General features: G+C 47.5%; 25 protein-coding genes. 18 read left to right on the plus strand and 7 right to left on the minus strand.

Going from position 1 to position 26,279, the window contains the following annotated elements:
* Positions 1-90 precede the first annotated feature (90 nt).
* Entirely contained in the window at positions 91-831 is a 741-nt protein-coding gene (locus ACYVB1_RS21220; RefSeq protein WP_460925824.1) for an acyl-[acyl-carrier-protein] thioesterase, read from the plus strand.
* Positions 832-935: 104 nt separating this feature from the next.
* Complete coding sequence (locus ACYVB1_RS21225; protein ID WP_460925825.1) at positions 936-1,409, plus strand: GNAT family N-acetyltransferase; 474 nt, start codon at positions 936-938, stop codon at positions 1,407-1,409.
* Between the two features lie 85 nt (positions 1,410-1,494).
* On the opposite strand, the gene ACYVB1_RS21230 is transcribed toward ACYVB1_RS21225, so the two are convergent.
* The 3 genes from ACYVB1_RS21230 to ACYVB1_RS21240 form a co-directional block, all read right to left on the minus strand.
* Positions 1,495-1,824 carry a DUF4286 family protein gene (locus ACYVB1_RS21230; protein ID WP_460925826.1) on the minus strand — a complete coding sequence of 110 codons (330 nt, stop codon included), beginning with the start codon at positions 1,822-1,824 and terminating at the stop codon, positions 1,495-1,497.
* A gap of 103 nt (positions 1,825-1,927) precedes the next feature.
* On the minus strand, positions 1,928-2,104 hold the full coding sequence (locus ACYVB1_RS21235) for a hypothetical protein (RefSeq protein WP_460925827.1): 177 nt from the start codon (positions 2,102-2,104) through the stop codon (positions 1,928-1,930).
* A 164-nt stretch (positions 2,105-2,268) separates the two neighbouring features.
* Positions 2,269-3,516, minus strand: coding sequence for an MFS transporter (locus tag ACYVB1_RS21240; protein ID WP_460925828.1), 1,248 nt, complete (start codon positions 3,514-3,516; stop codon positions 2,269-2,271).
* Between the two features lie 450 nt (positions 3,517-3,966).
* Between ACYVB1_RS21240 and ACYVB1_RS21245 the strand changes: the two genes are divergently transcribed.
* On the plus strand, positions 3,967-5,121 hold the full coding sequence (locus ACYVB1_RS21245; RefSeq protein WP_460925829.1) for a redoxin domain-containing protein: 1,155 nt from the start codon (positions 3,967-3,969) through the stop codon (positions 5,119-5,121).
* Positions 5,122-5,343: 222 nt separating this feature from the next.
* Positions 5,344-5,829: a YdeI/OmpD-associated family protein gene (locus tag ACYVB1_RS21250; protein ID WP_460925830.1), complete on the plus strand. Its 486-nt coding sequence runs from the start codon at positions 5,344-5,346 to the stop codon at positions 5,827-5,829.
* A 66-nt stretch (positions 5,830-5,895) separates the two neighbouring features.
* Here ACYVB1_RS21250 and ACYVB1_RS21255 read toward each other — a convergent pair whose 3' ends face one another.
* Positions 5,896-6,459 (minus strand): hypothetical protein, encoded by a 564-nt coding sequence (locus ACYVB1_RS21255; protein ID WP_460925831.1) that lies wholly within the window; start codon positions 6,457-6,459, stop codon positions 5,896-5,898.
* 87 nt (positions 6,460-6,546) lie between these two features.
* Positions 6,547-8,937 carry a TonB-dependent receptor gene (locus ACYVB1_RS21260; protein WP_460925832.1) on the minus strand — a complete coding sequence of 797 codons (2,391 nt, stop codon included), beginning with the start codon at positions 8,935-8,937 and terminating at the stop codon, positions 6,547-6,549.
* Between the two features lie 245 nt (positions 8,938-9,182).
* Between ACYVB1_RS21260 and ACYVB1_RS21265 the strand changes: the two genes are divergently transcribed.
* The 3 genes from ACYVB1_RS21265 to ACYVB1_RS21275 all read left to right on the plus strand — a co-directional run bounded on the left by ACYVB1_RS21265 (position 9,183) and on the right by ACYVB1_RS21275 (position 12,776).
* Positions 9,183-9,470 (plus strand): hypothetical protein, encoded by a 288-nt coding sequence (locus ACYVB1_RS21265; RefSeq protein WP_460925833.1) that lies wholly within the window; start codon positions 9,183-9,185, stop codon positions 9,468-9,470.
* Positions 9,471-9,734: 264 nt separating this feature from the next.
* Complete coding sequence (gene htpG, locus ACYVB1_RS21270; protein ID WP_460925834.1) at positions 9,735-11,561, plus strand: molecular chaperone HtpG; 1,827 nt, start codon at positions 9,735-9,737, stop codon at positions 11,559-11,561.
* A 285-nt stretch (positions 11,562-11,846) separates the two neighbouring features.
* Positions 11,847-12,776, plus strand: a complete 930-nt coding sequence (locus ACYVB1_RS21275; RefSeq protein WP_460925835.1) for a toxin-antitoxin system YwqK family antitoxin — start codon at positions 11,847-11,849, stop codon at positions 12,774-12,776.
* Here the strand turns inward: ACYVB1_RS21275 and ACYVB1_RS21280 are convergent.
* On the minus strand, positions 12,773-13,135 hold the full coding sequence (locus ACYVB1_RS21280) for a YraN family protein (RefSeq protein ID WP_460925836.1): 363 nt from the start codon (positions 13,133-13,135) through the stop codon (positions 12,773-12,775). The genes ACYVB1_RS21275 and ACYVB1_RS21280 overlap by 4 nt on opposite strands.
* A 65-nt stretch (positions 13,136-13,200) precedes the next feature.
* Here ACYVB1_RS21280 and ACYVB1_RS21285 point away from each other — a divergent pair, with 65 nt between their 5' ends.
* The 11 genes from ACYVB1_RS21285 to porN all read left to right on the plus strand — a co-directional run bounded on the left by ACYVB1_RS21285 (position 13,201) and on the right by porN (position 24,364).
* Positions 13,201-14,196, plus strand: coding sequence for a bifunctional phosphoglucose/phosphomannose isomerase (locus tag ACYVB1_RS21285; protein ID WP_460925837.1), 996 nt, complete (start codon positions 13,201-13,203; stop codon positions 14,194-14,196).
* A 43-nt stretch (positions 14,197-14,239) separates the two neighbouring features.
* Complete coding sequence (lipB, locus tag ACYVB1_RS21290; protein ID WP_460926076.1) at positions 14,240-14,932, plus strand: lipoyl(octanoyl) transferase LipB; 693 nt, start codon at positions 14,240-14,242, stop codon at positions 14,930-14,932.
* On the plus strand, positions 14,916-15,320 hold the full coding sequence (locus ACYVB1_RS21295) for a hypothetical protein (RefSeq protein ID WP_460925838.1): 405 nt from the start codon (positions 14,916-14,918) through the stop codon (positions 15,318-15,320). Before lipB ends, ACYVB1_RS21295 begins: the two co-directional genes overlap by 17 nt.
* Positions 15,321-15,491: 171 nt before the next feature.
* Positions 15,492-16,553, plus strand: coding sequence for an MraY family glycosyltransferase (locus ACYVB1_RS21300; protein ID WP_460925839.1), 1,062 nt, complete (start codon positions 15,492-15,494; stop codon positions 16,551-16,553).
* On the plus strand, positions 16,516-17,694 hold the full coding sequence (locus ACYVB1_RS21305; protein WP_460925840.1) for a DUF4271 domain-containing protein: 1,179 nt from the start codon (positions 16,516-16,518) through the stop codon (positions 17,692-17,694). The genes ACYVB1_RS21300 and ACYVB1_RS21305 overlap by 38 nt, the downstream gene beginning before the upstream one ends.
* A gap of 64 nt (positions 17,695-17,758) precedes the next feature.
* Complete coding sequence (locus ACYVB1_RS21310; protein WP_460925841.1) at positions 17,759-18,562, plus strand: uroporphyrinogen-III synthase; 804 nt, start codon at positions 17,759-17,761, stop codon at positions 18,560-18,562.
* Positions 18,563-18,727: 165 nt separating this feature from the next.
* Positions 18,728-19,693, plus strand: a complete 966-nt coding sequence (locus ACYVB1_RS21315; protein WP_460925842.1) for a PorP/SprF family type IX secretion system membrane protein — start codon at positions 18,728-18,730, stop codon at positions 19,691-19,693.
* A 234-nt stretch (positions 19,694-19,927) separates the two neighbouring features.
* Positions 19,928-20,947 carry a T9SS ring complex lipoprotein PorK/GldK gene (gene porK, locus ACYVB1_RS21320; protein ID WP_460925843.1) on the plus strand — a complete coding sequence of 340 codons (1,020 nt, stop codon included), beginning with the start codon at positions 19,928-19,930 and terminating at the stop codon, positions 20,945-20,947.
* A gap of 72 nt (positions 20,948-21,019) precedes the next feature.
* On the plus strand, positions 21,020-21,820 hold the full coding sequence (gene porL / locus ACYVB1_RS21325; RefSeq protein ID WP_460925844.1) for a type IX secretion system motor protein PorL/GldL: 801 nt from the start codon (positions 21,020-21,022) through the stop codon (positions 21,818-21,820).
* Positions 21,821-21,876: 56 nt separating this feature from the next.
* Positions 21,877-23,475: a type IX secretion system motor protein PorM/GldM gene (porM, locus tag ACYVB1_RS21330; protein ID WP_460925845.1), complete on the plus strand. Its 1,599-nt coding sequence runs from the start codon at positions 21,877-21,879 to the stop codon at positions 23,473-23,475.
* A gap of 22 nt (positions 23,476-23,497) precedes the next feature.
* The gene (gene porN / locus ACYVB1_RS21335) at positions 23,498-24,364 is read left to right on the plus strand and encodes a type IX secretion system ring subunit PorN/GldN (protein WP_460925846.1); all 867 of its coding nucleotides are present in this window, start codon (positions 23,498-23,500) and stop codon (positions 24,362-24,364) included.
* Positions 24,365-24,454: 90 nt separating this feature from the next.
* Here porN and uvrC read toward each other — a convergent pair whose 3' ends face one another.
* The gene (uvrC, locus tag ACYVB1_RS21340; RefSeq protein WP_460925847.1) at positions 24,455-26,272 is read right to left on the minus strand and encodes an excinuclease ABC subunit UvrC; all 1,818 of its coding nucleotides are present in this window, start codon (positions 26,270-26,272) and stop codon (positions 24,455-24,457) included.
* Between the last annotated feature and the right edge of the window lie 7 nt (positions 26,273-26,279).

Here is a 26,279-nt window from a genome sequence, read left to right on the forward strand (position 1 = left end):
CGATATAAGACACATTCATACTCTAGCCGCGCTTCCTGTTTCAGGGGGGCGGCTTTTTTGTTTACCTTTGCGAGCCACTAACCTTAAACTATGAAAGCAACAGGAGGCACGAGCGCATTCGCCATCCGCTCCAACGAGATAGATTACCGGGGGCAGGCTACCTTACCAGCTCTTATCAGTTACATGCACGAAGCAGCCTGGGATAATACCGTTACCCTCGGCATTTCTATGTACGACCTGCTGGAGCAAAATATGACCTGGATATTGCAGCGCCTGCGCGTGGAAATGTTCCGCTACCCAAAGCACAGCGAGAAAATAACCGTACAGACATGGGCCTCCGGGCGGGAGCGCATTTTTATGCACCGCGACTTCCGTATTTACAGCGCTGACCAGGAGCTGCTGGGCCAGGCGACAAGTGTGTGGCTGGTCATGGATATGGCAAAGCGCCAGCTGGTGTCTTTACCTGAATTTATCACCGCACTGGAGGTAGTGCCAACGCAGGAGCCTTTGCCCTTTGCAAAGGGCAAGCTACCGCAACTACTGGAGGCTACGTATGAGGAACAAATACCTGTCCGCTGGCACGACATTGACCTGAACCGCCACGTTACGAACACCAGATACCTACAGTGGGCCCTGGACACGCTCCCAACAGAGCTACTGGAGCAAAAGCAGCTACGGGAGATAGACATTGTTTTCCGGGCCGAGGCTGTTTTAGGAGACACCGTTATATCAGCCGTAGCGCCGGCTGAAGAAAATGACGTATACCTGCACAAACTCAGCAGCCAGGAAACAGGCAAAGAACTGGTGCAGGCAAGGTCGATCTGGAGTTAAAAAGTCAGAAATTTTAAGAGTTAGAAAGTGAGGAGGGTGGAAAACAGTTCACAGGTTTAACCACATAACTACTAACAATCAACAAATAACAATCACCAATTAGAATGGAAGTAGAAATAAGAAAAGGTAACATCGATGATTTGCCACAGGTGCACGCCCTGATTGTGGAGCTGGCAGAGTTTGAACGCGCCCCGCTGGAGGTAACCAATACACTGGAAGACATGGAGCGGGATGGGTTTGGCGAGAACCCGATCTACAAGCTTTTTGTGGCTGAGTCGGCAGAGGGCATTGTGGGCATTGCTTTGTATTATATCGCTTATTCTACCTGGAAAGGGAGGACAATTTACTTAGAAGACCTGGTAGTGACGGAAAAAATGCGTCGTGCCGGTATAGGCCGGAAGCTCTTTAAGGCGGTGGCACAGGAAGCAAAAGACTTAGGAGCCAAACGCTTCAGGTGGCAGGTGCTGGAGTGGAATGAGCCCGCTATTGCTTTCTACAAAAACATAGGCGCCGAACTGGATGCTGAATGGATTAACTGCACCCTTACCGAAAAGCAGATCCAGGAATTTGAAGGGTAAGCCTGCCTATAGGCAAAGAGAAAGGCCGTGGTACAGCAAATAAAAACTGTATCACGGCCTTTTTTCATAACTAATTCAGTTGTTACTACTGCTGCGTGCGCTCTACATCGGTGCCTATTACCTCCAGCATAGAGCTGAAAACAACAAATTTGCCTTCGTAGCGCTCCAGGTGCTTGTTATCAAGCGCCGGGGCATGGTCGCGCTGGTACTCTTCCAAGTCTTCCATATTGCGGCAGTAGTACTGCACAGCATATGTTGTGCCGCCGTTATCTATCTCGTTTATCAGCCGGGCAACCTGGTTGTTCAGGAAATAACCCTTGCTCATTACCTCCGGTATATGCACCTCTTTCATCCACTGTAGCCATTCTTGGGCCACACTGTTTTCTATGTTTACTGTTATGTTGTACAAGATCATATACAAAATTACGCAATTTGCCCCGATGCAGGTGGTCGTTGCGCAGTATTTGTTGTGCCTGGCCTATAGCTGGCTGGAAACCAAGCCTCATCAACAGCGAAATTCAGAACTGTGTTAAACAAGGGCTTTCTGCTGCTATCACAGCTTTTGTGCCGCCCTGCGGCTGCGCCGGCACTTCTTTCCCTACATATGCATTATGGGCGATGTAAAGAAGCAGCAGGAAGAACAAAGCTGCTATCAGGGTTAAATCAGATTTTTCGGAGGCAGAAATCTTACTCATAGAAGGCTTATATATATTAGATTCCTTATATATAATATTACTTCTTCCACAAAAAAATTGTTTCTGCTTAACCTCCTGCTTCCGTTACAGCAACTATTAAAGCACAGATTATTAACTACTTAAATTTAAACTCTCCTTTAAAATTTATTTTTGGTGCTGCATTGCTAGGTTACAGGCTCCAGGTAATCCAAATCTTTAGAGTAAGTTTCTTCCAAAGTTAGAATGGAGGCCACTGCAATAGCCAGGGTTATAGCACCCAATACCATCGCTGTTGGTATCAGCCCCCACCCGTCTTTTAGTGCCTCGAAAGACAAGGAGAGCGGCACTACGGCACCACGCACAAAGTTAGGCACGGTGGTAGTAACGGTAGCCCTGATGTTAGTACCAAATTGCTCTGCCGCGATGGTAACAAACACAGCCCAATAGCCACTGGCAAGACCAAGAGCCGCGCACAGCAAATAGAAGTGGTTTATAGACAATCCACTGCTGAGTAAATAGACCGTTATAAGAACAGCCGTAAGCAGCAAAAAGACAAGCACAATACTTCGCCTGCTTTTAAAGCGCTGGCTTAAGTAACCGCTGAGAAAATCCCCGACCACAAGGCCAAGATAGCAGGAGGAAACAGCCCGGGCCGCCGATACCGTTTCTTCTATACCCAGTACTATTCCAAACTCCGGGGAGAAAGTAATCAGGATACCTACTACATACCAGATAGGCACACCAATCAGGATACACTTGAGATACTTCCAGAAACGCCTGGCATTAGAGAAAAGGCTGAGGAAGTTTCCACGTGTAACATGAGCAGCACTTTTCACATTCTTGAACATCCCCGACTCGTACACGCCAATCCGCAGGAAAAGCAGCAGCAGGCCCAAGCCGCCGCCAATAAAGTAGGCGGTGCGCCAGCCAAAATACTCCCCCACAAAACCGGCTAATATGGCACCGGATATACCAATGGTCGCCACGATCATAGTGCCATAGCCCCGCTTCTCCTTCGGCAGCACCTCACTCACAAGCGTGATTCCGGCCCCCAACTCCCCTGCCAGTCCCAGCCCTGCTACAAAGCGCAGGAAAGCATACATAGGGATGTTGCTCACGAACCCGTTGAGGATGTTCGCTACTGAATAGAGAAAGATAGACCCGAACAGTACTGACAGTCTCCCACGCTTATCTCCTAAGACACCCCAAGCCACACCACCAATCAGCATGCCCACCATCTGCATGTTCAGCAGCATCACACCATCCTCCAGCAGTGCCTCCTGGCTAGTAACACCCAAATCTCTCAGGCTTGGGATCCGGACAATGCTAAAAAGCACCAGGTCGTAGATGTCTACAAAATAACCCAGTGCCGCCACGATGACAGAGGCATTAAAGAGGACACTCTTCTCAGAGGAAGCTTTTACTTCAGCCATAGATATAGTCGCTTTTCTATCTTGTAAGATAGCTTTTGTAGCGAAAATAGCAAAGCAGTGGTAGCTAACGATATAAAGCCGGAAGAACTACATCATCATGATTAAATATAGTATATTCGATAGCCCGGCTACGTTTATACAACACCCGTTGGGCGGCTAAACTGAATAGCCCTGTATACACAGTAGTTTATGCAAAATTCCCTATATGAAGAAAATCCCCTCATCTCTTAAGCTTTCGAGTTGTATAGTTGTATATAAGGAGGAAATAGTTATATTCAGCTCCATTGGAGCAGCTTTTTATACTACTTTTTTAAGTTGAGAAACTAACAGAGGATATTGCATTGCCCTTATTGAAAGGCAATGTAATACAAAGCCATTGTTCCTCTTCCTTTGAAGGAGGCTTTAGTCAGGATGTAAAAAATCAATTTGTCCACCTCAACATATGGAATTATGAATCAAAAGCTTAAAGCCCTACTCCTGTTAATATTTGTGTCTGTACTAACTACAGTTCATGCCAAGCCAATTACCTGCACTATTAAAGGAACAATCATTAATAGTGACAGTAAGAACATACTCCTGCACAAAGGGACAGATGATGCACGTTCTAAGCATGTGGTGATTCCTATCGTGAACAACGTTTTCGAGTACACATTCACTGCCACTGTACCTGAAGTCTATCAATTGATTTTTGAAGATGAGCTTGAAAAAGGTACGTGGCGCCGCATCGAGTTTTTTCCCGAGAATGGAGAAGTCCTCTTCACGCTTTACCCTATGATGGAGGGAGATAATAATAAAATAGAAGGTGGTAAATTAAACAAGCAGTTACAGGACTACTGGCAGAGCTACAATACCCATCTTGAGAAAGAAGTTACTCCTTACATAGAGCCTTTAATGAAACAATTAAGAGCACTGTACGAAGAGGGGGAAGGTGAAAGTCCTGAAGCTGATTCCATTAGAATGGAGATGAAAAAGTTCTATAAAAAGCAGGGTGATTGGAAGAATAATTACCTTGATTCTAATCCTACATTAGTTAGCTATTACATGTTCACGGCAGACTTTCTGATGAATCGAAACTATTCTAAAGTATTAGCTACACAAAGAGCCTCTGTTTTTTCAAAGCTGTTTCCAAAGCACCCTTATACCGAACTGGTGCGCAATAAGATGGAAAGCCGTGAGCGCCTACAGGTTGGGGGCAAATACTTTGACTTCTCTGCCCCTACTTTGGAAGGGAAAGTAGTGAAGCTTTCCAAGGTGATTAAGGATGATTATGTGCTCCTTGATTTCTGGGGCTCCTGGTGTGGAAGCTGCATCAAAATCAGCAGGAATATGATTCCTGTTTATGAAGAGTTCAAAGACAAAGGATTCTCCGTCATTGGCATCGCCAGAGAGTTCAAAAATACGGATAAGTTTAAAAAAGCTATGGAAAGAGATAAGTACCCTTGGCTAAACTTAATTGATTTGAATGACCAGAATGGCATTTGGCAGAAGTACGACTATGCTGGTGGCGGTGGCACTGTGCTTGTTAATAAGAAAGGGGTCATTGTTGCCCTCAATCCTACAGCAGACGAGCTGCGGGAACTGCTTCAAAAAGAGCTGGTCAAATAAAACTATTGCATAACCCTGTGCAGCCTTTACCGTTGCTACACTACGGGCTTCGGCTGCACAAGTACCGTTGTGGCATCTAAAACTTCTCTATATGAAAGATTTAACTAAGAAATTACAGTTAAAGCCCGGCCACAACCTGTTGCTCCTGAACGCTCCGGAAGCATTTGCGCAAACCTTGTCAGCGGAAGGATATATTTTTAACGTGCCGATGAGACTCCTGCAGTGGGTACTTACGACGCGGTGCAGTTGTTTGTGCAAAGTAAGGAGGAATTGGAGAAGTTTAGGCCACAGGCTATTGCCGTATTGAAACCGGGAGCATTGCTTTGGATTGCTTACCCGAAGAAAACATCGGGCATAAAAACAAACTTGAATCGTGACAACGGATGGGAAACTATATTGGCCCTGGGCTACTCAGGTGTAAGGCAGATTGCCATAGACGAAACGTGGTCGGCGCTGCGGTTCAGGCACCAGTCAGAGCGTAAAGAAGCCTCTACTTTTGGAGTGGATATGCCAGGCATAGACAGGAAAACAAAAACAGTCACCGTACCCGAAGACATGCAGCAGGCGCTGGAGGAGGCAGGCTTGCTGGAGCAATTCAACCAGCTGGCGTTTACGCACCGCAAAGAATATGTAATGGCTGTGCTGGAGGCGAAGAGGCCCGAAACTAGAGTTAAGCGCATCAATAAAGCAATAGAGCTGCTGGCGTAGAAAATGAAGACAAAAAAAGGAGGTGCCAGCTCAAGACACCTCCTTTTTCATTTCATTTACGCTCGGTTATTCCTGAATTACCGTTGGGAAGTCAGCTTCCACATCAGTTTCACCCAATGCAATGTTGCTGGTGTTTCCTTTCAGGCCGGGCTGATGTTTTAAAGTGATACGGAGTACACCTGAACTTGCTGCGCCAGTCGTAATAGTGGCTTCCAACCCAATCGGATGGTTATTGGCGTCCATATCTGTTTTCTGAACAGAAGTTATATTCAGGCCATTCAAGGCCTGATAGAATATCTCATGTTCATCACCTTCCTCCTCTATTTCCTCTGTGATATCCACCGGTGGCGTCTTACTCTCGTCAGAGAAGGTAAGAGTGGCATTGTATACTGTGTTGGGCTCCAGGTTCAGTGTCTGGATAGTAGGGTTATTCCCACCCGGGCCATCTGGATCACTGAAAATAGCAGTCACACTTTGCGATTTGCCTTCAGGCACAAGTGTTATGGTAACAGTGGTGATCAGTTCTTCATCGTTTGTTGGCTCTGGCTCATTGCCACCGCAAGAGGCAGAAGCAAACAGCAAAGAACCCATCATAAAAGCAGTCAGGTAAGGTCTGAATAGATTTTTCATACGTTGATAAATTTTGGTAAAGTTTAATTGGTAAAAAATAAGTTACATGATACACCAGCATGCTGCTGGTGTTAGATAAATTGATTTTTAAGATTTACTGAAATCCAGCGGCACCCTCACACGGAACATGATCAGGCGGCCCGCTTCGTCGGCAAAATAACGGAAGCGGTTCAGGTAATCGCGGTAAGTGGTATTGAGCAGGTTATTGCCTGTTATACCTACTTCCAGTGGCTGGTTTCCTAACATGACCGTAGTGCCCGCCTCCGCATGCATCAGAAAGTAAGCACCCGGTGCCGGCGCAAAGTCCTCGTCGCTTTTTTCCGGTATACGCGTCTGCTCTGCCACATAGGTGCCTCCTAAAGAAACATACGTTCCTGAAAAGCGCCCCCTGTTATCTGAAGCATGGTTGAACTCATAGCGCAAGCTGTTGTCAAACCTGTCAGCCGGGATGTTGATAAGATAATCATCTGCCACGGTGTTTCTGGCACGCACAATAGCTGTTTTAGAGTCTATAATCAGGTTAGGCAGCAGGTTGTACTGCAGGTTCAGGTCTACTCCACTAAACGTCGCATTCGTTTGCCTGTACCGGAAAGCCGGGAATGCGCCCCGTATCGAAAGCACAGGCTCAGCCAGCGGCGACAGGTAGATGTAATTGTTAATAAAATTGTGGTAGAGGCTCAGCTGCCCGTTCAGGCGAATGTTGCCGAAGTAATTCACGGAGGCCTCAAAGTTATACGCCTGCTCCGAGTTCAGCCCCGGGTCACCTATCTCGTAAGTGGCGGCGCTGTGGTGCACGCCATTGCTGAAGAGCTCGTTCACACTGGGTGCCCGCCAGGCGGAGGTGGCACTCAGGCCAAAGGTCAGGTGATACCCCACATCATACAAAGCCCCGAGTGTCCCGGATACGTTGTTGAAATTAAACTCCGGCTTTAACAGCTCCCGGTTGGCAGAGAATCGCTTCACCTGCAGGTACCTGAAGTCGTAGCGGAGGCCCGCCTCTAGTTGCAGCCTGTCCTTGCGCCATTTCTCAATGGCAAAAGCGCCGGCCGTTATACCCGTATAGAAAGGCAGAAAATCGCTGTACTTGTAGGTGTTCTGCTGGTAAATGGTGCTCACTCCCACCGAGCCGGAAAAGTTACCCAAGGGCTTATGTTCCCAGATGGCCTCTGTGGTATGCGTGTTCAGGTTAAGGTAAAGCGCAGGCCTGTCGGCTACAGAGCCATGCACATCGTACTCCTCCCGCCTGTTGCGCTGCCAGCCGTATATAAACTCCAGCCTGCCCGCCTCACCAGTCTGCAGGTAGGCTTTTGCCTTCAGCAGGTCGTGCTGTACGTTCTGGTAGGGCCGGCCGATGTGGTAGGTAAAACCCACGTTTTCGGCGCCGGCCGGCCGGCCACGCGCAATCGCATAGTTCAGGTCTGTCAGGTTACCGATGTGAGAGGCCCGCAGGATGCCCAGCTTTGTATTGAACTGGCTGTAGAACAACTCCCCGCCAAACGACTCTTTCTGGTAACCCAGTGCCGCCGAAAAGTTCTGCTCCTCCAAGCCCGTGTTCTCCAGGTAATAGTCTGGGGTGCGGGTATTACCGGCTTTCTTCACGGTACCCTGCAGGCGCCAGCTTAGTGGCGGAATACCGGCAAAATTGCCTTCTGCCGTAGCCGACGCAACCATCTGGCGGTTGTTGGTGCTGCCCAGCAGGTTCACTTCACCGCCCACGCCAGGAGCAGCGCGCAGTGCGGGTGGCTCTACAATTACCACACCGCCAATGGCATCAGCACCATAGCGCACACCGGCAGCACCTTTTATTACCTTCATCTCTGTTGCCACAAAGGGGTCTATTTCCGGGGCATGTTCTGTACCCCACTGTTGCCCCTCCTGCCGCACACCGTTGTTCAGCAGCAGCACACGGTTGCTGTGCATGCCATGTATAACAGGCTTGGAAATAGTCGGGCCGGTTTGAATGGTGGTAACGCCGGCTATGCCCCGCAGCGACTCTGCCAGCGACCGGCCCCGCGTCTCCGCCAGTTCCCTGCCCGACAGCGTCTGCGACGACTGCGCCTGCTCCTGCAGATGCTGCCCTGTCACTTCTACTGTGCCCAGTGTTCTGGCTGCTGTATGTAGCGGCAGGTCCCTGACAGAGGAACTTGTCAGCCGGATGGTAAAGCTTTCCGGCTCGTACCCCACATAGGTAACCTGCAAGGTATAAGTACCCTGGCACAGGTGGTGGAAATGGTAATTCCCATACTCATCCGCCGTGGAACCCTGATGAAGCGCCGGAATAGACACAGTGGCTCCCACCAGTGTAGCGCGGGTGTCATGGTCCAGCACCTTCCCGGATAAAGTAAGTCCACAGTCCTGCTCAGGCCCTGTTTCGGGGTCTGGAGGGGGTAAGAGCTGTGCCAGTGCCGGCTGCACCTGCATGGCCAGGAAAAAGAATATCAGCAGCACAATCTGCTGAAAGAATTTGGAAATAAACACGGCTTAAATTTTAGCTATAGTCGGCAAAAACTACAGAAGCTTCTGCCAAACCCGTTTCAGCTACCTGTTCTAAAAGATACAGCAAGCTAAGGAGGGTTATTACAGTAGAATTTTTAAGTATGCCTATGCCTGCGGCGCCACACTCATAATAAAGTGCGGGATGACGCGGTCAGACAAAATGGGCAAACAAGCTAAAACTAAGTTAAAGGTGGGCCCCGAAGAAAGGCAGAAGAATATGGTATGCTGTGCCACGTGCCGGTATAGCGAACGACATAGACAGCACGATGTACAACAGGTTTAAATTCAAGCGCAGGAAAGCTTCCCTGATAAGGTTTGCCAAACACATCCTCTACCGGGCAGTGCTTGTGCTTCAGGCCGACCTGGGCTTTGTGTGTGTCGGTGTGGTCGGTATGCACCGTGTGGGTGTGCGGGTGCATCTTCAGCAAAAGAGCATCCGGTACCATGGCCCTGCAGAAAAGCAGGAGCAGAAACAGGGCGATATATCTCAGGAAGAGCTGCACTTCTATACTTGAACCTCTACAAATGTACAATTAATTCCACAATGTTGCATTTGCAGCAATTTTGTCCTGCATTTTAGACACCTCTTCTACTGCATGTATCGCCGGAATGTTCCCTGGCAGCAGCTTTTCGGGCATAGTCTCCCCCTTTACAGGGCACTTTTCTGACAACCTGTCACAAAAGTGCTGCAGCCGCCGCTCTGGAACAGGATTTGAAAGCCCTATGCCAACAGTATCCTGTCGAGCAAAAAGATTTTTCAAAATATATACAGTATAAACATGGAAGAAAGAGGTAATATTTCGATTCACACCGAGAATATTTTCCCCATCATCAAGAAGTTTTTATACTCTGACCACGAGATTTTCCTGCGTGAGTTGGTGAGTAACGCCGTAGATGCCACGCAGAAAGTAAAGCGTCTGGCAGCTGTCGGTGAGTATAAAGGCGACCTGGGCGAGCTGAAAGTAAAAGTAGCCGTTAACAAAGACGAGCGCACCATCACGATATCCGACAATGGTATCGGTATGACAGCGGAGGAAATTAAAAAGTACATTAACCAGATAGCCTTTTCAGGAGCGTCTGAATTTGTGGAGCGCTTTAAAGATGCCTCTGGCGACAAAGACCAAATCATCGGTCAGTTCGGTCTGGGCTTTTACTCTGCCTTTATGGTGGCCGACCGTGTGGACATCGTGACAAAGTCGTACCAGGAAGGTGCTGAACCGGCCCGTTGGACCTGCGATGGCAGCACAGAGTTTACAATTACAGACGCACAGAAAGAAGACCGCGGAACTGACGTTATTCTGCACGTTGCCCCGGATTCTGACGAGTTCCTGGAAACAGCCCGCATCCGCAACATCCTGGACAAATACTGCAAGTTCCTGCCGGTGCCGGTAGAGTTTGAGGGCGAGGTAGTCAACAACCCGAACCCCATCTGGACAAAGCAGCCTGCCGACCTGACAGACGAGGATTACAAAAACTTCTACAAGGAGTTGTACCCGTTCTCTGAGCCGCCGCTGTTCTGGATTCACCTGAACGTAGACTACCCGTTTAACCTGACAGGTATCCTGTACTTCCCTAAAATCAAGAACGATTTTGAGCTGCAGCGCAACAAAATCCAGCTCTACTCCCGCCAGGTGTTTATCACCGACGAGGTGAAAGACGTAGTGCCGGAGTTCCTGATGCTGCTGCACGGTATCATCGACTCGCCGGACATTCCGCTGAACGTTAGCCGCTCTTTCCTGCAGGCTGATTCCAGCGTAAAGAAAATCAACACCTATATTACCAAGAAGGTAGCGGATAAGCTGAACGATATCTTCAAGAAAGACCGCGAGACGTTTGAGAAGACCTGGGACGACATCAACGTGTTTGTGAAGTACGGCATGCTTTCAGATGACAAGTTCTATGAGAAAGCAAAAGACTTCGTGCTGCTGCAGAACACTGAGGGCAAGTACCATACTTTAGAAGAATACAAGGCGCTGGTACAGGCAAACCAGACAAACAAAAGTGAGCAGCTGGTACTGCTGTACACAACGGATGCAGACAAGCAGCATGCTTTTATCGAAGCCGCCCAAAACAGGGGCTATGATGTGCTGAAGCTGGATTCTGTTATTGACAGCCACTTTATTGGTATGCTGGAGCAGAAACTGGAGAAAACCACGCTGAAGCGCGTAGACTCTGAAACCATCGACAAGCTGATTGAGCGTGACGAGACAAAGGAGAGCGTGCTGAACGACAAGGAGAAGGAAGAGCTGAAGACCACTTACGAGCAGGCTATCAACAACCAGCACATGCACGTTGAAGTGGCGCCTCTGTCTCCGGACGATGCACCGGTGGTGATTACGCTGCCTGAGTTCATGCGCCGCATGAAGGACATGAACAGAACCGGTGGCGGTGGCATGATGTTCATGGGCGACATGCCGGATACGTACAACGTAACCATTAATGCAAACCACCCGCTGAACCAGCGCGTGCTGAACGCTGATGGCGATAACAAAGCAGCCGTGGCCCGTCAGGCATTTGATTTGGCGCTGCTGTCGCAGAACATGCTTTCTGGCGCAGCCCTTACCTCTTTCGTAAAGCGCAGCTTTGAGCTCATGACGAAAGAATAACAGCGGATAGTACAAATTAAAATTATACCTACAGTAAAAGGCAGTACCCGTTGGGTGCTGCCTTTTTTGCTTTTAATGGCACTGCTCATGAAACTAACCCGCCACAGGTAAAGTTATAGGGCAAATCAACGTATTGGTGCTTATATGATTTATGTTCATCTTTACGTTTACTATATTAATTGCCTGGGTAGTGGTTAAATGACGCAATGGCTGAGTTATTACAGGTACATTCTGCTAAACCGGCCATCTGACAGTTTAACGTTTAAAAATTCACTAATATTGAACATGAGGCACTCTGTACTTCTGGCGTTGACTTTTGTGACAGGACTAGGACTCCTTACCTTAGGCGGTTGCGGCCAACCGAAGTGGAACAGCGATTATAACCTGAACCAGGCACGGCTGAAGGGAGGCACTAAGATTGACAGTGCCCTTGCCTCTGCAGACACTATCAACCCTGATGTAGAAGTCAGGAAAGCCCTGGAGAGGGAGGATGTTGAGGAAGGCAACAAAAAGAAAAAAAAGAAGAAACAAAGCAAACGCTACTTCCTGGGCTATAAGGTAAAGCGCGGCTTCATAAAATCAGGCCGTGGCTCCCGCGAGACGCTGGAGACGTTCAGCTACCTTCCCGAGCACGAAGCCCCCAATCCGTATGCACCTGCAAAGTACCTGTACGATACCAAAAAGCGCAAATTGTACCGCACCAGCAGCAACGAGGTAGACCAATCGCGCTACAAAGTGTTGCATGGCCCTTACGTAAAGAAGATTGACGGGCAGACAGTAGAGGAAGGCTACTTTTATGTAGGCACCAAACATCTGCGCTGGGAAAAGTATCGTCCTGACGAGGAAGGCACTTTAGTAGGAAAGGAGCATTACGAGAAGGGTTTTGTACGCGATGCGGTGGTCACTTACTACGACAGCAATCAGGAAAAAATCAAAGAAGTAATCCCATATGCCTACGGCGAAGTGCAGGGCACGTACTACCGCTTCTATGAAAACGGGCAGGTGCAGTGGTCCGGGCAGTATGAGAAAGGCCGCAAAATAGGCACCTGGATTCACTATTACGACTTCCGGGGCCGGCGTCATCACGAGTTCCAGTATCCCAAAACAGTTTATGACCAGCGCTTCGAGCCTTACCTGGTAAAGGAATATGACCGCCACGGCACGCTTATATTTGAGAAAGACAAGCTGGACAGGCGCTCTCAGGCGCAGCGTTAATGAAAGGCATCCTCTATATGGTGTATAGTGACAGGCGCGTGCAGGGTGATGGCTATGATGTCGAACCGAATGTCGTGTTGCCAGTTTATTTTATAAATGAACGCCTGCGCAGCGTTTAGTATCATCGTCTCCTTCCTGTAGTTAACTGCCTCCTCCGGATATCCGTACCTATCAGTACTTCTGGTCTTGACTTCAACAAAAACCAGAAGGTTCTCTTTCTGTGCAATAATGTCCACTTCGGCACGCCTGTGCCTGTAGTTTCTTCGCACAATGGAATAACCCTGCTGCTGCAGGTAGGCTGCAGCGCGGTTTTCACCGGCCAGCCCGGTGTGGAGGTGGGTGTTCTTTTGAGAAGCCATTAATTATCTCGTAATTTGCATCAGTCTGAGATTAAATGATTGTTCATCAGAATTAAAGACGAATTATGAAGCAACTCGTTGAGGGTTTTGCACAGCAGCTGCGCGATGCGATGGATATCGGGGGGAAGGCCACTGTTAACTTTTCCGGCCCTAAGTATAATAATGTAGTAATTGCAGGTATGGGTGGCTCCGGAATTGGAGGCAACCTCATCCAGGCTTATGTGGCCGACAAGCTTTCTGTGCCCGTGGTAGTGAACAAAGGCTACGCGGTGCCATCCTTTGTGGGGCCGGACACCCTCTTTATTGCCTCCTCTCTCTCCGGAAACACAGAGGAGACGCTTACAGCAGTAAGAGCCGCCATGCGCAGCGACGCTTCTGTTTGCTTTGTTACCTCTGGCGGGGAGCTGTTGCGCCTAGCCAAGGACAACAACATGCCTTTCATTATCATACCCGGTGAATCGCAGCAGCCGAGAGCCTGCCTTGGCTACTCTGTCGTACTGATGCTGTACCTGCTGCACCATGCCGAACTGCTGGATAATACTTTTAAAACAGAAGTAAGGCAGAGTATAAACCTACTGGAGGAGTTGTCGGGAAGCATTAAGGTGCAGGCCAGTGCCTTGGCGAATGCTTTTTATAATAAGCTGCCGATGCTTTACGTTAGCGACGCAATGGGACCTGTGGCAGCTCGTTTTCAGCAGCAAATTAACTTAAATGCAAAGCAGCTGAGCCATGTAAATGTTTTCCCGGAGATGAACTACAACGAGATTGTGGGTTGGCAGCATCCGGAGCGCCTGTTCAGCCAAATGGTAGTGCTGCTCATCAAGACCAGTTACGACCACACACGTGTGCGTTTGCGCATGGACCTGACAAAGAAAATCTTTGAAGGAAAGGTGCAGGATGTGCTGGAGATGGAAGCCCGTGGGGCTACTTTCCTGGAGCAGGCGTTCCACCTTATCCACATGTTTGACTGGGTATCGGTTTACCTGGCCGAGCTGAATGGCGTGGACCCAGACAGCATTGATAACATTAATTATCTGAAAGGCGAACTTTCAAAAAAATAGCGTGCAGAAAAATACTGAAATAAAATTCGAGCACCTCGGCCTGATGGACTACAAAGAGGCGTGGGAGTACCAGGAGCAAATATTTAACAGCATTCTGGAGCTGAAGGTGCAAAACCGAAAAGCGGAAGAGGGTGCACAGCGCCCCACCCCAAACTACCTGTTGTTCTGCTCACACCCACACGTGTACACGCTGGGCAAAAGCGGCCATGAGGAGCACCTGCTCCTGAACGAAGACGGACTAAAGGAGAAGAAGGCCTCTTATTACAGGATAAACCGTGGCGGCGACATAACCTACCATGGCCCCGGTCAGATTGTCGGCTATCCAATCCTGGACCTGGAAAACTTCTTCACAGACATACACAAGTACCTGCGGTTTCTGGAAGAGGCTATCATTCTGACGCTGGAAGAATACGGCATCAGCGCCGGCCGCATTCCGGGACTTACAGGTGTGTGGCTGGACCACGAGGTGCAGCGCAACCCCCGCAAAATATGCGCCATGGGTGTGAAGTGCAGCCGCTGGGTCACGATGCACGGTTTTGCCTTCAACGTCAACACGGACCTCAGTTACTTCAACAACATTGTGCCCTGCGGCATCTCCGATAAGCAGGTAACCTCACTTGCAAAGGAACTGGGGCATGAGGTGCCATTGGCAGAGGTGGAGGAAAGATTACAAAAGCACTTGGCAGCCCTTTTTGGCGCCACTATTACCACAGCAGTACATGAAGAAAGACATTGATTTTGGAGCAGTAGAGGGCATCGCAGTGGCGATAGCGACCTCCCTTAGTGAGTCCGGGGAAGATATCTGGAACGTTTATTTACTTAATAACAATGCCTTTGCAGTAGAGAACGTGCTGATAGCCTCTAAAGGCTATGGCGTTATGGACGGAAACGAGGTAAAGACATCGGTGCTGCGGCATATGTTTGAGCGCGTGGAGGCAAAGAGCTTTGTGCAGATTGAGCCGATTGATCCATCCATCTTCCATATCAACAATGAATACTGGGTGAGCTACTACATTGACAGGCAGATTTTTGATAAGAAGTTCGTATTCGTGCCGGAGTCTATACAGGAAGACAACCTGATTGAAATAAGTATGCTGCAGATGCAGGGGGTACTACACTCGTAAGTTGAGCTAAATTTCACCCGTGCAGATTTCAAGACAAAAACATTAACTATTTTTTATACAAAAATGCTGTATATTTACCTCGCTGTTAGCCACTGGCTAAAGAGAGATTGTGCTGTTGTTAACTTTAAGAAGTAAAGGTACACCCTGCTCTTTACTTCCATTTTGGTGCTTATGGATCAGAGAATTTTACCCCTCATACTTGCCTCCAGTTGGGCTTTTCTTATTGCCATGTTCGCTGTTCCGTCTATTATTAGAGTAGCGCATCTCAAAAACATCCTGGACACACCAAACCTCCGAACTGTGCATGCAGAACTTACGCCGCGTTTAGGAGGACTGGCCATGTTTGCAGGCTTTATGTCGGCACTTACCATTTTCACCAACCTCGATAACGGTGTGCAACAGCTACTCGCGGGCTGCATTATCCTCTTCTTCATTGGCCTGAAAGACGACCTCATCACCATTTCAGCGTTAAAGAAGTTTTCTGTGCAGCTTTTGGCTACGGGAATTGTCATGTTTATGGCAGATATTCGTATCACAAGCTTTCAAGGGATCTTTGGCATAGGAGAACTGCCTATAGGCCTGAGCTATGCCTTTACATTCTTTGTCATTATCGGCATCACGAATGCCATCAACCTGATCGATGGATTGGATGGCTTGGCAGGCACCCTCGTGCTGATTGCATCCAGCACCTTCGGGCTCTATTTCTACCTGTTTGGTGGCGCTGCTTACAGCAATTATGCAGCTGTTGCCTTTTGCCTCATTGGCGGGGTGCTTGGCTTCTTGCGGTACAACTTTCATAAGGCCTCTATTTTTATGGGAGACACCGGCTCGCTTCTTTGCGGCTTCATTGTTTCCATTCTGGCCATTCAGTTCATTGAGATGCGGGCTGAGCAGGCATCTCCTGCTGTGGCCCTGGGTATTCTCTTTGTGCCTCTTTTCGACACGCTGCGTGTTTCGCTTATCCGTATCATGAAAGGCTCCTCCCCCTTCGTTCCTGACAAAAACCACATCCACCACCGCCTGCTGGCAATGGGCTTTAACCAAATCAGCACAGTTCTGATTCTCGGTATGATCAATTTATTGATTATTGCGTTTGTAGTGAGTTTCGGCAACTGGGGCAATCAGGAAATCATGATGGTACTACTGGCTTTCTCTGTGGTGTTGAGTGTGTTTCTGGGAGTTTATAAATCACATAGTGCACAAAGTATTCCAAAGGCGAAGGTTAAGGCTTAGCCTCTTATTCTTCTTATACAGTATCACATGGCTGTGGCCCGCACAGGCGCAGATCCTGCCCCTGGAGCAGAAAAACACTATCACAGCCGACTGGATGATACAGCGGGACAATGGAACGCAGTTGATGCCCTACGTAGCCGGGAGGCATTCGGGGTATAATGCGCTGCACCAATGGCTGAATATTACGCAGGCACAGCCATTCAATATTCTTTTTACTGCTCCAAAGGACCTTTGCCTGTTTCTGAACAACCAGCTTATCTTCAAGGCCAATTTTTCTGCCAACTACACCATTGATTTGGCGAAGCACAGCAAAGGTGTCGCCCCTATTGAAGGTAAATACCTGCTGACTGTGTGGCATCCGTATCAGCAGCCCAACATCAGCTCTTTCCAGAACCAGCCGCGCTTTCCGGAACAGGCAAGCGAGCTACACGAACGCCCCCTTTCCATCCGGATGCGCGAGTACGTGAATCAAAATGCTTTTATTTTGTTTTTGCTGGTTATTGGGCTGGCATACGGTGCGCTCCGGAAGAATTTCCCGAATGACTTCAGCGGTTTGTTTCGGCTTGACTCTTTCATCAATACCAATGCATTGGAAGAAGGCGCTTTGGCGAAACCCATCGGTTCGCTCTCAAGCTTGTTGTTTGTGCTGGCCTTTTCGCTTACCCTGGCGCTGCTTATTGCCGCCATTCATACCAATGTGCAGCAGATACAGCTGTTTAACCGTCTTTTTCCTGTCTCGGAGGCCGATATTACAACCAAAGTAATATTTTACACTTTGCTTATATTTATTATCATCCTGCTCAAGTACCTTTTCCTGAAAATTATGGGTTTTATTTTTGGGCTCGAGCAGGTAGTGCAATTACAGTATCGGGAATTTATAAGATCGATGCTATTTCTGGGAATATTTCTGCCGCTCGTTATGCTCCTGTACCTGGCACTATACACCACCATTCCGGAGACAATTCTTTTAATTTCAAACCTTGCGGTATCATTCGTACTGGTAATCACCACGCTGCGCGTGTTTACAACAGTAAATAAAAAAGCCCCTGTACTAAATTTGCATTTATTTTCATACCTTTGCGCCACAGAAGTAATTCCGCTGGCCATAATGCTAAAGTTGATCGTTTTCAACTTTTATTAACACAAACCGGCGTTAGCAGCGGGTATTGCAGCAGGTGAAATTTTAACAACCGTTCCAACTGACTATGGCTGAAAGCAACGCAAAGGGCACTGCAAACCCTGAAAGGTACAAAATTCCGATTAAGACAATACTGGTTACACAACCCCAGCCTACAACCGATAACTCGCCATACCTCTCTATAGCGGAGAAGTATGACATCAAAGTTGATTTCAGGGCTTTTATTGAGGTAGAGCCAGTGCCTTTTAAAGAGTTCAGGAAAGACAAGGTAGATATTCTGTCGCATACGGCTGTCATTTTCACCAGCCGTAACGCGGTAGACCATTTCTTCAGAATCTGCCAGGAAAGTAAAATAGAAATGCCTGCTGACATGAAGTACTTCTGTATTTCTGACCAGACGGCATACTACCTGCAGAAGTACATCACGCTTCGCAAGCGCAAGTTGTTTGTGGGGGAGAAAACAGCGAAGGATCTTTTTGAGGTAATCAAGAAGCATAAGAACGAGAAATACCTGTTCCCTTGCTCTAACATCCGCAAAGAAGACATACCGGAGTTTTTGACAGCAAACAAAATCAAGCACACAGAGGCCATCATTTACAAAACAGTAGCTGCCGACCTCTCTGATTTGGATGATGTGACCTACGACTGCATTGCATTCTTCAGCCCGTCTGGCATCAGTTCACTGTTCATAAACTTCCCTGATTTCAAGCAGAACAATACCCGCATCGCAGCCTTTGGGCCTACAACAGCCAAAGCAGTGCGTGACGCCGGCCTGGAACTTGATATCGAAGCACCTATGCCAAATGCGCCATCCATGACGGGGGCCATCGAGGTGTACATACAGAACCAGATGCAGCACCTAAAAAAGTAAGCGCCTAACGCAACCTTTATCTCTGTATTGCATAGTTACTTAAACGCAAACGCACACTATACGAATATAGTCAGCGTTTGCGTTTAACTGTTTAATAACTATATTTGGACAGCGGGTGCCTATCCGAACACGCTGCAACCATACTTCGCCATGTTGCCACGGCCTATGAAAAAGCTTCTACCAGTTTTGATGTTGCTCCTGCTCATGTGTGCACCTGCAGTAATGGCACAGCAGCAACCTCAGTTTACACATTATGGGTTTAATGGCATGCAGATTAGCCCTGCTTACGCCGGCATCACGAATCGCCCTGAGTTCACTTCTATATACCGTTACCAATGGCTGGGTTATGATCCTTCTTTTGACGATGGCGGAGCACCCAGAACACTTTTACTGACAGCCAGCACACCGTTGCGCCTGTTGCATGGCGGTGTTGGATTAAACCTGATGCGCGACAGGATAGGCAACACGACTGTGCTAACGGCTGCCGTATCTTACGCTTACCATATTAATATAGGAGAATCCGGCAGACTAGGAATTGGTGTGCAGGGCAATGTAAACAACTACAGAAAGGGAAACTACAGGGCAATAGATGGCGGCGACCCGAATGTACCGTTCAACAGCGAGGACACAAAATTCGACCTGGGTGCAGGCCTATGGTATCAGTCCGAGACATTTTATGCAGGCGGTGGTGTATCCAACCTACTGCGTGCGGAATACGAGTTTGCAGACTCTACCAGAACAGGCGCAGGAACGCTGTTGGGGGAAAACCATATTTATGTAACAGCAGGATATAACTATGCATTGACATCAGATGTGACAGTAACGCCAACCCTCCTCCTGAAGCACGACACGGAGGTTTTCTCCTTTGATGTAGGGGGCCGGGTGATGTTTCAGGAAAAATATTGGGCAGGATTGAATTATAGATATGAAGAAGCTGTTAGTGCGCTTGTGGGAGTATCTCTGTTTCAGGACAATGCCCTACGAGTAGGTTATGCTATAGATTTGACTACTTTTAACCCGGCGGCGAAAGCAGCTACCTCGCATGAGGTGATGCTGAATTACCGACTGCCAGAGCCAGTTATCAGATTTAAACCACCCGTAAGAACTCCGCGCTACTATTTTACTAAATAGTTAGGCAGAGCACCCCTCAATATTGCACTGTTTACGGATAAAAAAGCCAAACAGGGCAGAAAAAATTTGTTATTTATAAGGATAATAATCAGCCTCTTATCCCGTTTAGAAATTATAACTACGGGATGCGGCTAATTGTTTTTTTATTTGTTTGTAATTCTTATATATTTGCTACACCTGTCAAAGTGTAATTATCAATTATAATCGAAACTTTTACTTCTTTTAATAGTCATCATGAACAAACTAATTAAGCTGTCTACATTCGCATTGGCGGTGATACTGCTTGCAGGCTGTGGAATGGGACGCGGACCCGAGGGAGACCTTGTAGGAGCAGAGGACCGTCCAGAGTACAATCCACAGGCTGTGCCTTACGGCATGGTAATCTGTCCGGGTGGTACTTTTCATATGGGCCAGGCAGATCAGGATATAGCAGCGTCAATGGCCAACCTGAACAAGCAAGTGACGATTGGTGGCTTCTATATGGATGAAACTGAGATCACTAACAACGAATACCGCCAGTTCATCAATGTGATGCTGCAAGATTCTTTGGATGTTTTAGGAGAAGAATATGTGATGTCTCAATTGTATCCTGACACGACAGTTTGGGTAAGGGACTATACTTATCATATGGGTGACCCCTTGATGGAGTACTATTTTTCTCACCCGGCATTTGACGATTATCCGGTAGTTGGGGTAGATTGGTTTGCAGCCAAGTACTTCAGCGAGTGGCGCACAAAGCACAAAAACCAGGCAAACACAGAAAATGGAATGGCACCAATGCCAGCGTTCCGTCTGCCAACAGAAGCAGAATGGGAATATGCTGCCAGAGGTGGTCGTGACATGTCTGTTTACCCTTGGGGCGGGCCATACCTGCGCAATGCAAAAGGCTGTCTGCTGGCAAACTTTAAGCCAGGCCGTGGCGATTACTACAGCGACGGATTTACTTACACAGCCCCGGTTGCACAGTTCTTCCCGAACGACTTCGGTTTATATGATATGGCCGGAAACGTAGCAGAGTGGTGTTCAGATGCTTATGCTGAAGCAAGTGTTCCGATTACGTGGGATTTGAACCCTGTGTACGATGACCCTAACGAGCCGCGCAAAGTGGTAAGAGGTGGTTCATGGAAAGACATCGCATATTTCCTGGAGACAGGTACGCGTAACTTCGAATACCAGGATTCAGCCAGATCTTATATAGGCTTCCGAAACACGATGATATATCTGGGAAGATCTTCCGGTAATGAATTCAGATAAAATTATTATAACCAAATTAAACAAACCCTTTTCAACCCTTTTTTTAACGTTCACAATTAATCAGAAAACAAAATGAGCAAAGCTAGAGGTCGTAATTTCCTGTTCGACGTGTTAATGCCCAAAATTTATGGTATTGGTGCTGCTGTCGTAATCGTGGGTGCATTGTTCAAAATCCAACACTGGGACTTTGCAAACGAAATGCTTATAGTAGGTCTGCTTACGGAGGCGGTTATCTTCTTCCTTAGTGCATTCCAGCCACAACCACACGAACCGGATTGGGCCAGAGTATACCCACAACTAGCCGATGATTATGCTGGCGAAGGACTTGTTCCGGCTGCAGCAGTGGCTCAAGGGCCATCCATCACTGGCAAACTGGATGAGATGATGCGTAATGCTGACATCACACCAGAAACAATTAACAACCTTGGTCTTGGCCTGAACAGATTGAGTGATACAACAGCTCAATTAGCTGACCTGAGCCAGGCAACTGCCGCTACTGAAGAATATAATGTAAAAGTTAGAGCTGCTGCAGACCAGCTAGGCCAGATTAACAAAGCATATGCTACTACTGCTGATGCCCTTGCACAAATGGCTGGCTCTACAGTAGATGCACAGGAGTACCACGGTCAGGTACAGAACATGACAAGGAACCTGGGCGCACTGAATGCTGTTTACGAGATGGAACTTCAGGATGCAAACAACCACCTGAAAGCAATGAACAAGTTCTACGGTAACCTAAGCATGGCAATGGAGAACTTAACAGATGCCAGCAAGGATACAGCACAGTTCAAAGAAGAAGTATCTCGCTTAACGCAGAACCTGCACAACCTCAACACGGTGTACGGTAACATGCTGACAGCAATGAGAGGCTAATTCCGGTTCAGTTCTATAAATCAACAAAGAAAACAACAGTTTATATATAGTATAAAATGGCTGGAGGAAAAGAGACACCAAGGCAGAAGATGATCGGTATGATGTACCTCGTACTGACCGCTATGCTTGCCTTAAATGTGAGCTCGGCTATCCTGTTAAAGTTTCAGTTCCTGGACGAAAGTTTGCAGGAAGTGAATGCGAGAACAAGAACAGATAATGCCGGGGTCGTATCCAATATCAGAGCTGCCATTGCAGAAAACAAGAATCCTTCTGCAAATGACCAGCGTGTGCTGAAACAAGCACAGGAAGTACGTGAGCAAACAGCGGAAATGGTTACTTATATTCAGGGTATTCGTGAGACGCTGGTTGAGAAAACAGGGGGCAAAAATGTAGAAGACAACGGCTACACAAACCCTGAAGCAAATGACATTGTAGCCAACACTATGATTGGCGCTGCAAACAAGAACAACGGCTTGGCATACGAGTTGAAAGACAAGTTAAACAGCTATGCCAAGTACCTGAAGCAGTATAACCCAGGCATGCCAGATAAGCTTGCCAGAGATGGTTCAGAAGATCCGATAGCAAGTCAGGACCCTAACCAGAAGAACAAAGATTTTGCTGAGCTAAACTTCGAAGAGACACCATTAGTGGCTGCTTTGGCTGTACTTTCTCAGAAAGAGAATGAGATACTGAAGTATGAAGCTGATGCCTTGCAGAAGCTTGCAGCAGAAGTTGGTGCTGACATCATCAAGTTTGAGAAAATCTTTGCAATGGCCCGTGCTGAGTCAAAGACAGTAGCAGCTGGTACAAAGTATAAGGCAGACATGTTTATCGCTGCCTCTTCTGACAACATCGTTCCTAAAATGAGTTTCCAGGGCAAGCCGGTAAAGGTTGCCAATGGCATGGGACAGGTAGAGTTCGTAGCATCGGCCTCTAACTATGATGCAGACGGTAACTCAAAGCAAACGTGGAAAGGCCAAGTGACAATCAACCAAAACGGTCGTGACACTACGTTCACTGTAACAGAAGAATATGTGGTAGCAAAGCCTGTAATACAGGTACAATCTGCAGCAGTACAGGCACTGTATTTCCAGTGCGCGAACGAGCTGAACATCCAGGTTCCTGCATTAGGTGCTGTGTATGACCCAAGCTTTAGCGCAAGCGGTGGTGCTGCCATCAAAGGTGCTAAGAAAGGTGCTGTAACCATTATTCCTAACTCAACACAGGTAACAATCAACGTGAGCAGCGGTGGTAACGCAATCGGACAGGAAACTTTTAAAGTTCGTCCTTTGCCAAAACCAGAGCTTGTAGCGTTGGTGAATGGAAAACCACTGGACTTCAAACGTGGTGTTCCGGCTGCATCATTCAGAGCTGTAGAAATACAGGCAGTACCTGATGAGGGCTTCAAGCAATTATTGCCTAACGAAGCACGTTATAGAGTAACAAAGTGGAATGCTTACCTGGTTAGAAATAACCAACCAATCGATCAGACAACAGTAAATGGCCCAACTGCTAACCTGACCAGCTTTGCTGCAAAAGCAAACAAAGGAGACAGAGTGGTAATGGAGATAGTTGACGTGAAGCGTCTGAACTACAAAGGGGAAGCTGTTGACGTAAACGGTGTGGAAGGTAACTTTACAGTACCACTAAACTAAAATTTAGAAGCTTACTAGGAGTATGAAACTAATCAAAGCAATAGGTGTAGCAGCTGGTATTATGATGTCTGTAGGTGCAATGGCACAACAGGTTTCAAATACAACGGCAAGCAACCCTTCAGCAAGACCAATCCCGGAATCAGATATTCTGTTCAAGAAAACAGTTTGGCGTAAAATAGACCTGCGTGAAAAGCAGAACAAGCCAATGTTCTCAGAAAACAGAGAGATCACCAAAATCATCATCAATGCGGTGAAAAGCGGTGAACTGACAGCTTATAAATCTGACTCTGTTAACACACCATTGACACGTGAGGAATTCATAGCGAATATGACTCCAAAGGAATCTGGTGGTGGCCTGAGCGAAGAAGAGATTGCAGCAGGTTTTGGGCAGCAGCAACAGGAGGAGGAGCTGGATGCATGGGGAGCAGCCCTGGGCAGTGACGCCGTTGCAACATCATCAACTCCGGTAAGTAACGAGTACTTTCCAAAGCAACTGTATCTGCTGGAACTGAAGGAAAATGTGGTATTTGATAAAAAGCGTTCGCGCATGTACCACGATATCCAGACGATCAGCATTAAAGTGCCGTCTACACTAAACCCGCTGGGTTTTGAACAGACAGTAGGATCTTTCAGGATGAATGACCTGGTGCGTATATTCCGTAATAACCCAGAAATGGCTATTTGGTACAACGCACAGAACGATGCACAGCACAAGAACTTGGCTGATGCCTTCGATTTATGGTTGTTCAGCTCTTACATCACTAAAATTTCTAACCCTGGCGACAGAGGCCTTGCGGATATCTACGGTGGTGGCAGAAAAGGATTGCTGGCTGCACAGGATGCACTTGAAGCACTTATAGAGTATGAGTACAGCCTTTGGAGCTATTAACAGCACAAAGAGGCATATAAAAAAAGAGGGCGGCTCGGTTGAGTCGCCCTCTTTTTTTATGCTACAGAGAGTTTTAAAGGAAAGCTAAACTTAATTTGCTTCCTTGGGCTCGTGAAAGTAACTATAGAGCGTGGCGGCTTTCGCTTTTCCTATTTCTTCAGCCAATTGATCCTGCGACAACTCTCTCAGCTTTTTTACCGACTTGTACTTGGCAAGAAGAGCTTCAGCAGTTTTGGGGCCTAAGCCTTTGATATCGGTAAGCTCTGTTTTTAAAGTACCTGCATCACGCTTACTGCGGTGAAAGGTAATAGCGAAACGATGGGCCTCATTCCGCAGGCGTTGAATCAGCTTTAAGGACTCTGACTTCTTATCGATGTATAGCGGGAGAGTATCTCCGGGATAAAATATTTCCTCTAAGCGCTTGGCAATGCCAACAACAGCAATCTTACCATATAGCTCAAGATCTTTCAACGCCTTAACAGCCATTCCTAACTGCCCTTTACCACCATCAATGATAATGAGCTGTGGCAGCGGCTGGTTTTCATTTAGAAGGCGCCTGTAGCGGCGCGTCACGATTTCGTACATAGATTCAAAATCGTTGGCTCCAACTACAGTCTTGATATTGTAATGGCGGTAGTCTTTCTTGCTGGGCTTTCCGTTTTTGAAGCATACCATTGACGCCACTGGATTATCCCCTTGAAAATTAGAGTTGTCAAAGCACTCAATCTGCCGGGGCAGTTCTGTCAGGCGCAAATCTTTCTTCAGGGTCTCCAGAACCCGCAGTTCACGCTTCTCACTCAGGTCCTTGTTCTTCTCCTGGCGGCTTTCACGCTCTTTGCGCAGGTACAGGGCATTCTTAAGCGAAAGGTTCAGGAGTTTCTTCTTATCACCAATCTGCGGATAGGTGATAGTAATGTTATCCAGCGGAAGCGATAACTCTATATTTGTGATAACTTCACGGGAAGTACTCTCAAACTCCTGCCGCAACTGTACAACCACAGAGGCAAGTATGTCAGCGTCATCCTCATCCAGCTTCTTCTGTATCTCCAGCGACTGCGTCAGAATAATAGAGCCGTTCATTACCTTCAGGTAGTTGATAAAGGCACAGTCTTCGTTGCTGGTAATGGTAAAAACATCAATGTTAGAAAGCGTGTTAGACACAACAGTGGATTTGGCCTGGAAATCATCTAGCATGTCCAGCTTCTGCTTAAACTGGTGTGCCTGCTCAAACTGATAATCCGCTGCGGCGGCGGCCATACGCTCTTTGAAGTAGTTCTTAGCAACGGAAAGGTTGCCAGAAAGAATGTTCCTGATCTGCGAAATGGCGGCATTGTATTCAGTTTCATCCACCAAAGCCTCGCAGGGGCCTTTGCAGTTACCAATATGATACTCAAGGCACACTTTGAACTTGCCGGCTGCTATATTCTCCGGAGATAAGTTATAGGTACAGGTGCGAAGCGGGTAAAGCGTCCGGATAAGGTCCAGTACCACATTCATGGTGGTAATGCTAGGGTAAGGGCCGAAATAACGCGAACCATCGTTCAACTTATTGCGGGTGCTGATAACACGCGGGAAACGCTCGTTCACGATGCAGATATACGGGTAAGTCTTCCCGTCCTTCAGCAGGATGTTGTACTTAGGCTGATACTGCTTAATGAGGTTGTTCTCCAGCAGGAAAGCATCTGCTTCGGTATCCACAATGGTAAACTCAATGTCCTTGATCTGGGACACGAGCTTGAGTGTTTTCTTATTATGCTGGGCAGAACGGTTGAAATAGGAGCTGACACGCTTCCTGATATCAACCGCTTTGCCTACATAAATAATACCATTGTCATCAAAAAACTTGTAAATGCCGGGCTTGTGCGGCAGGTGCGATATCTTCTCCTTCAGCTTCTCGTTCGCTGGCATATAACAT

The organism is Pontibacter brevis (assembly GCF_054779655.1).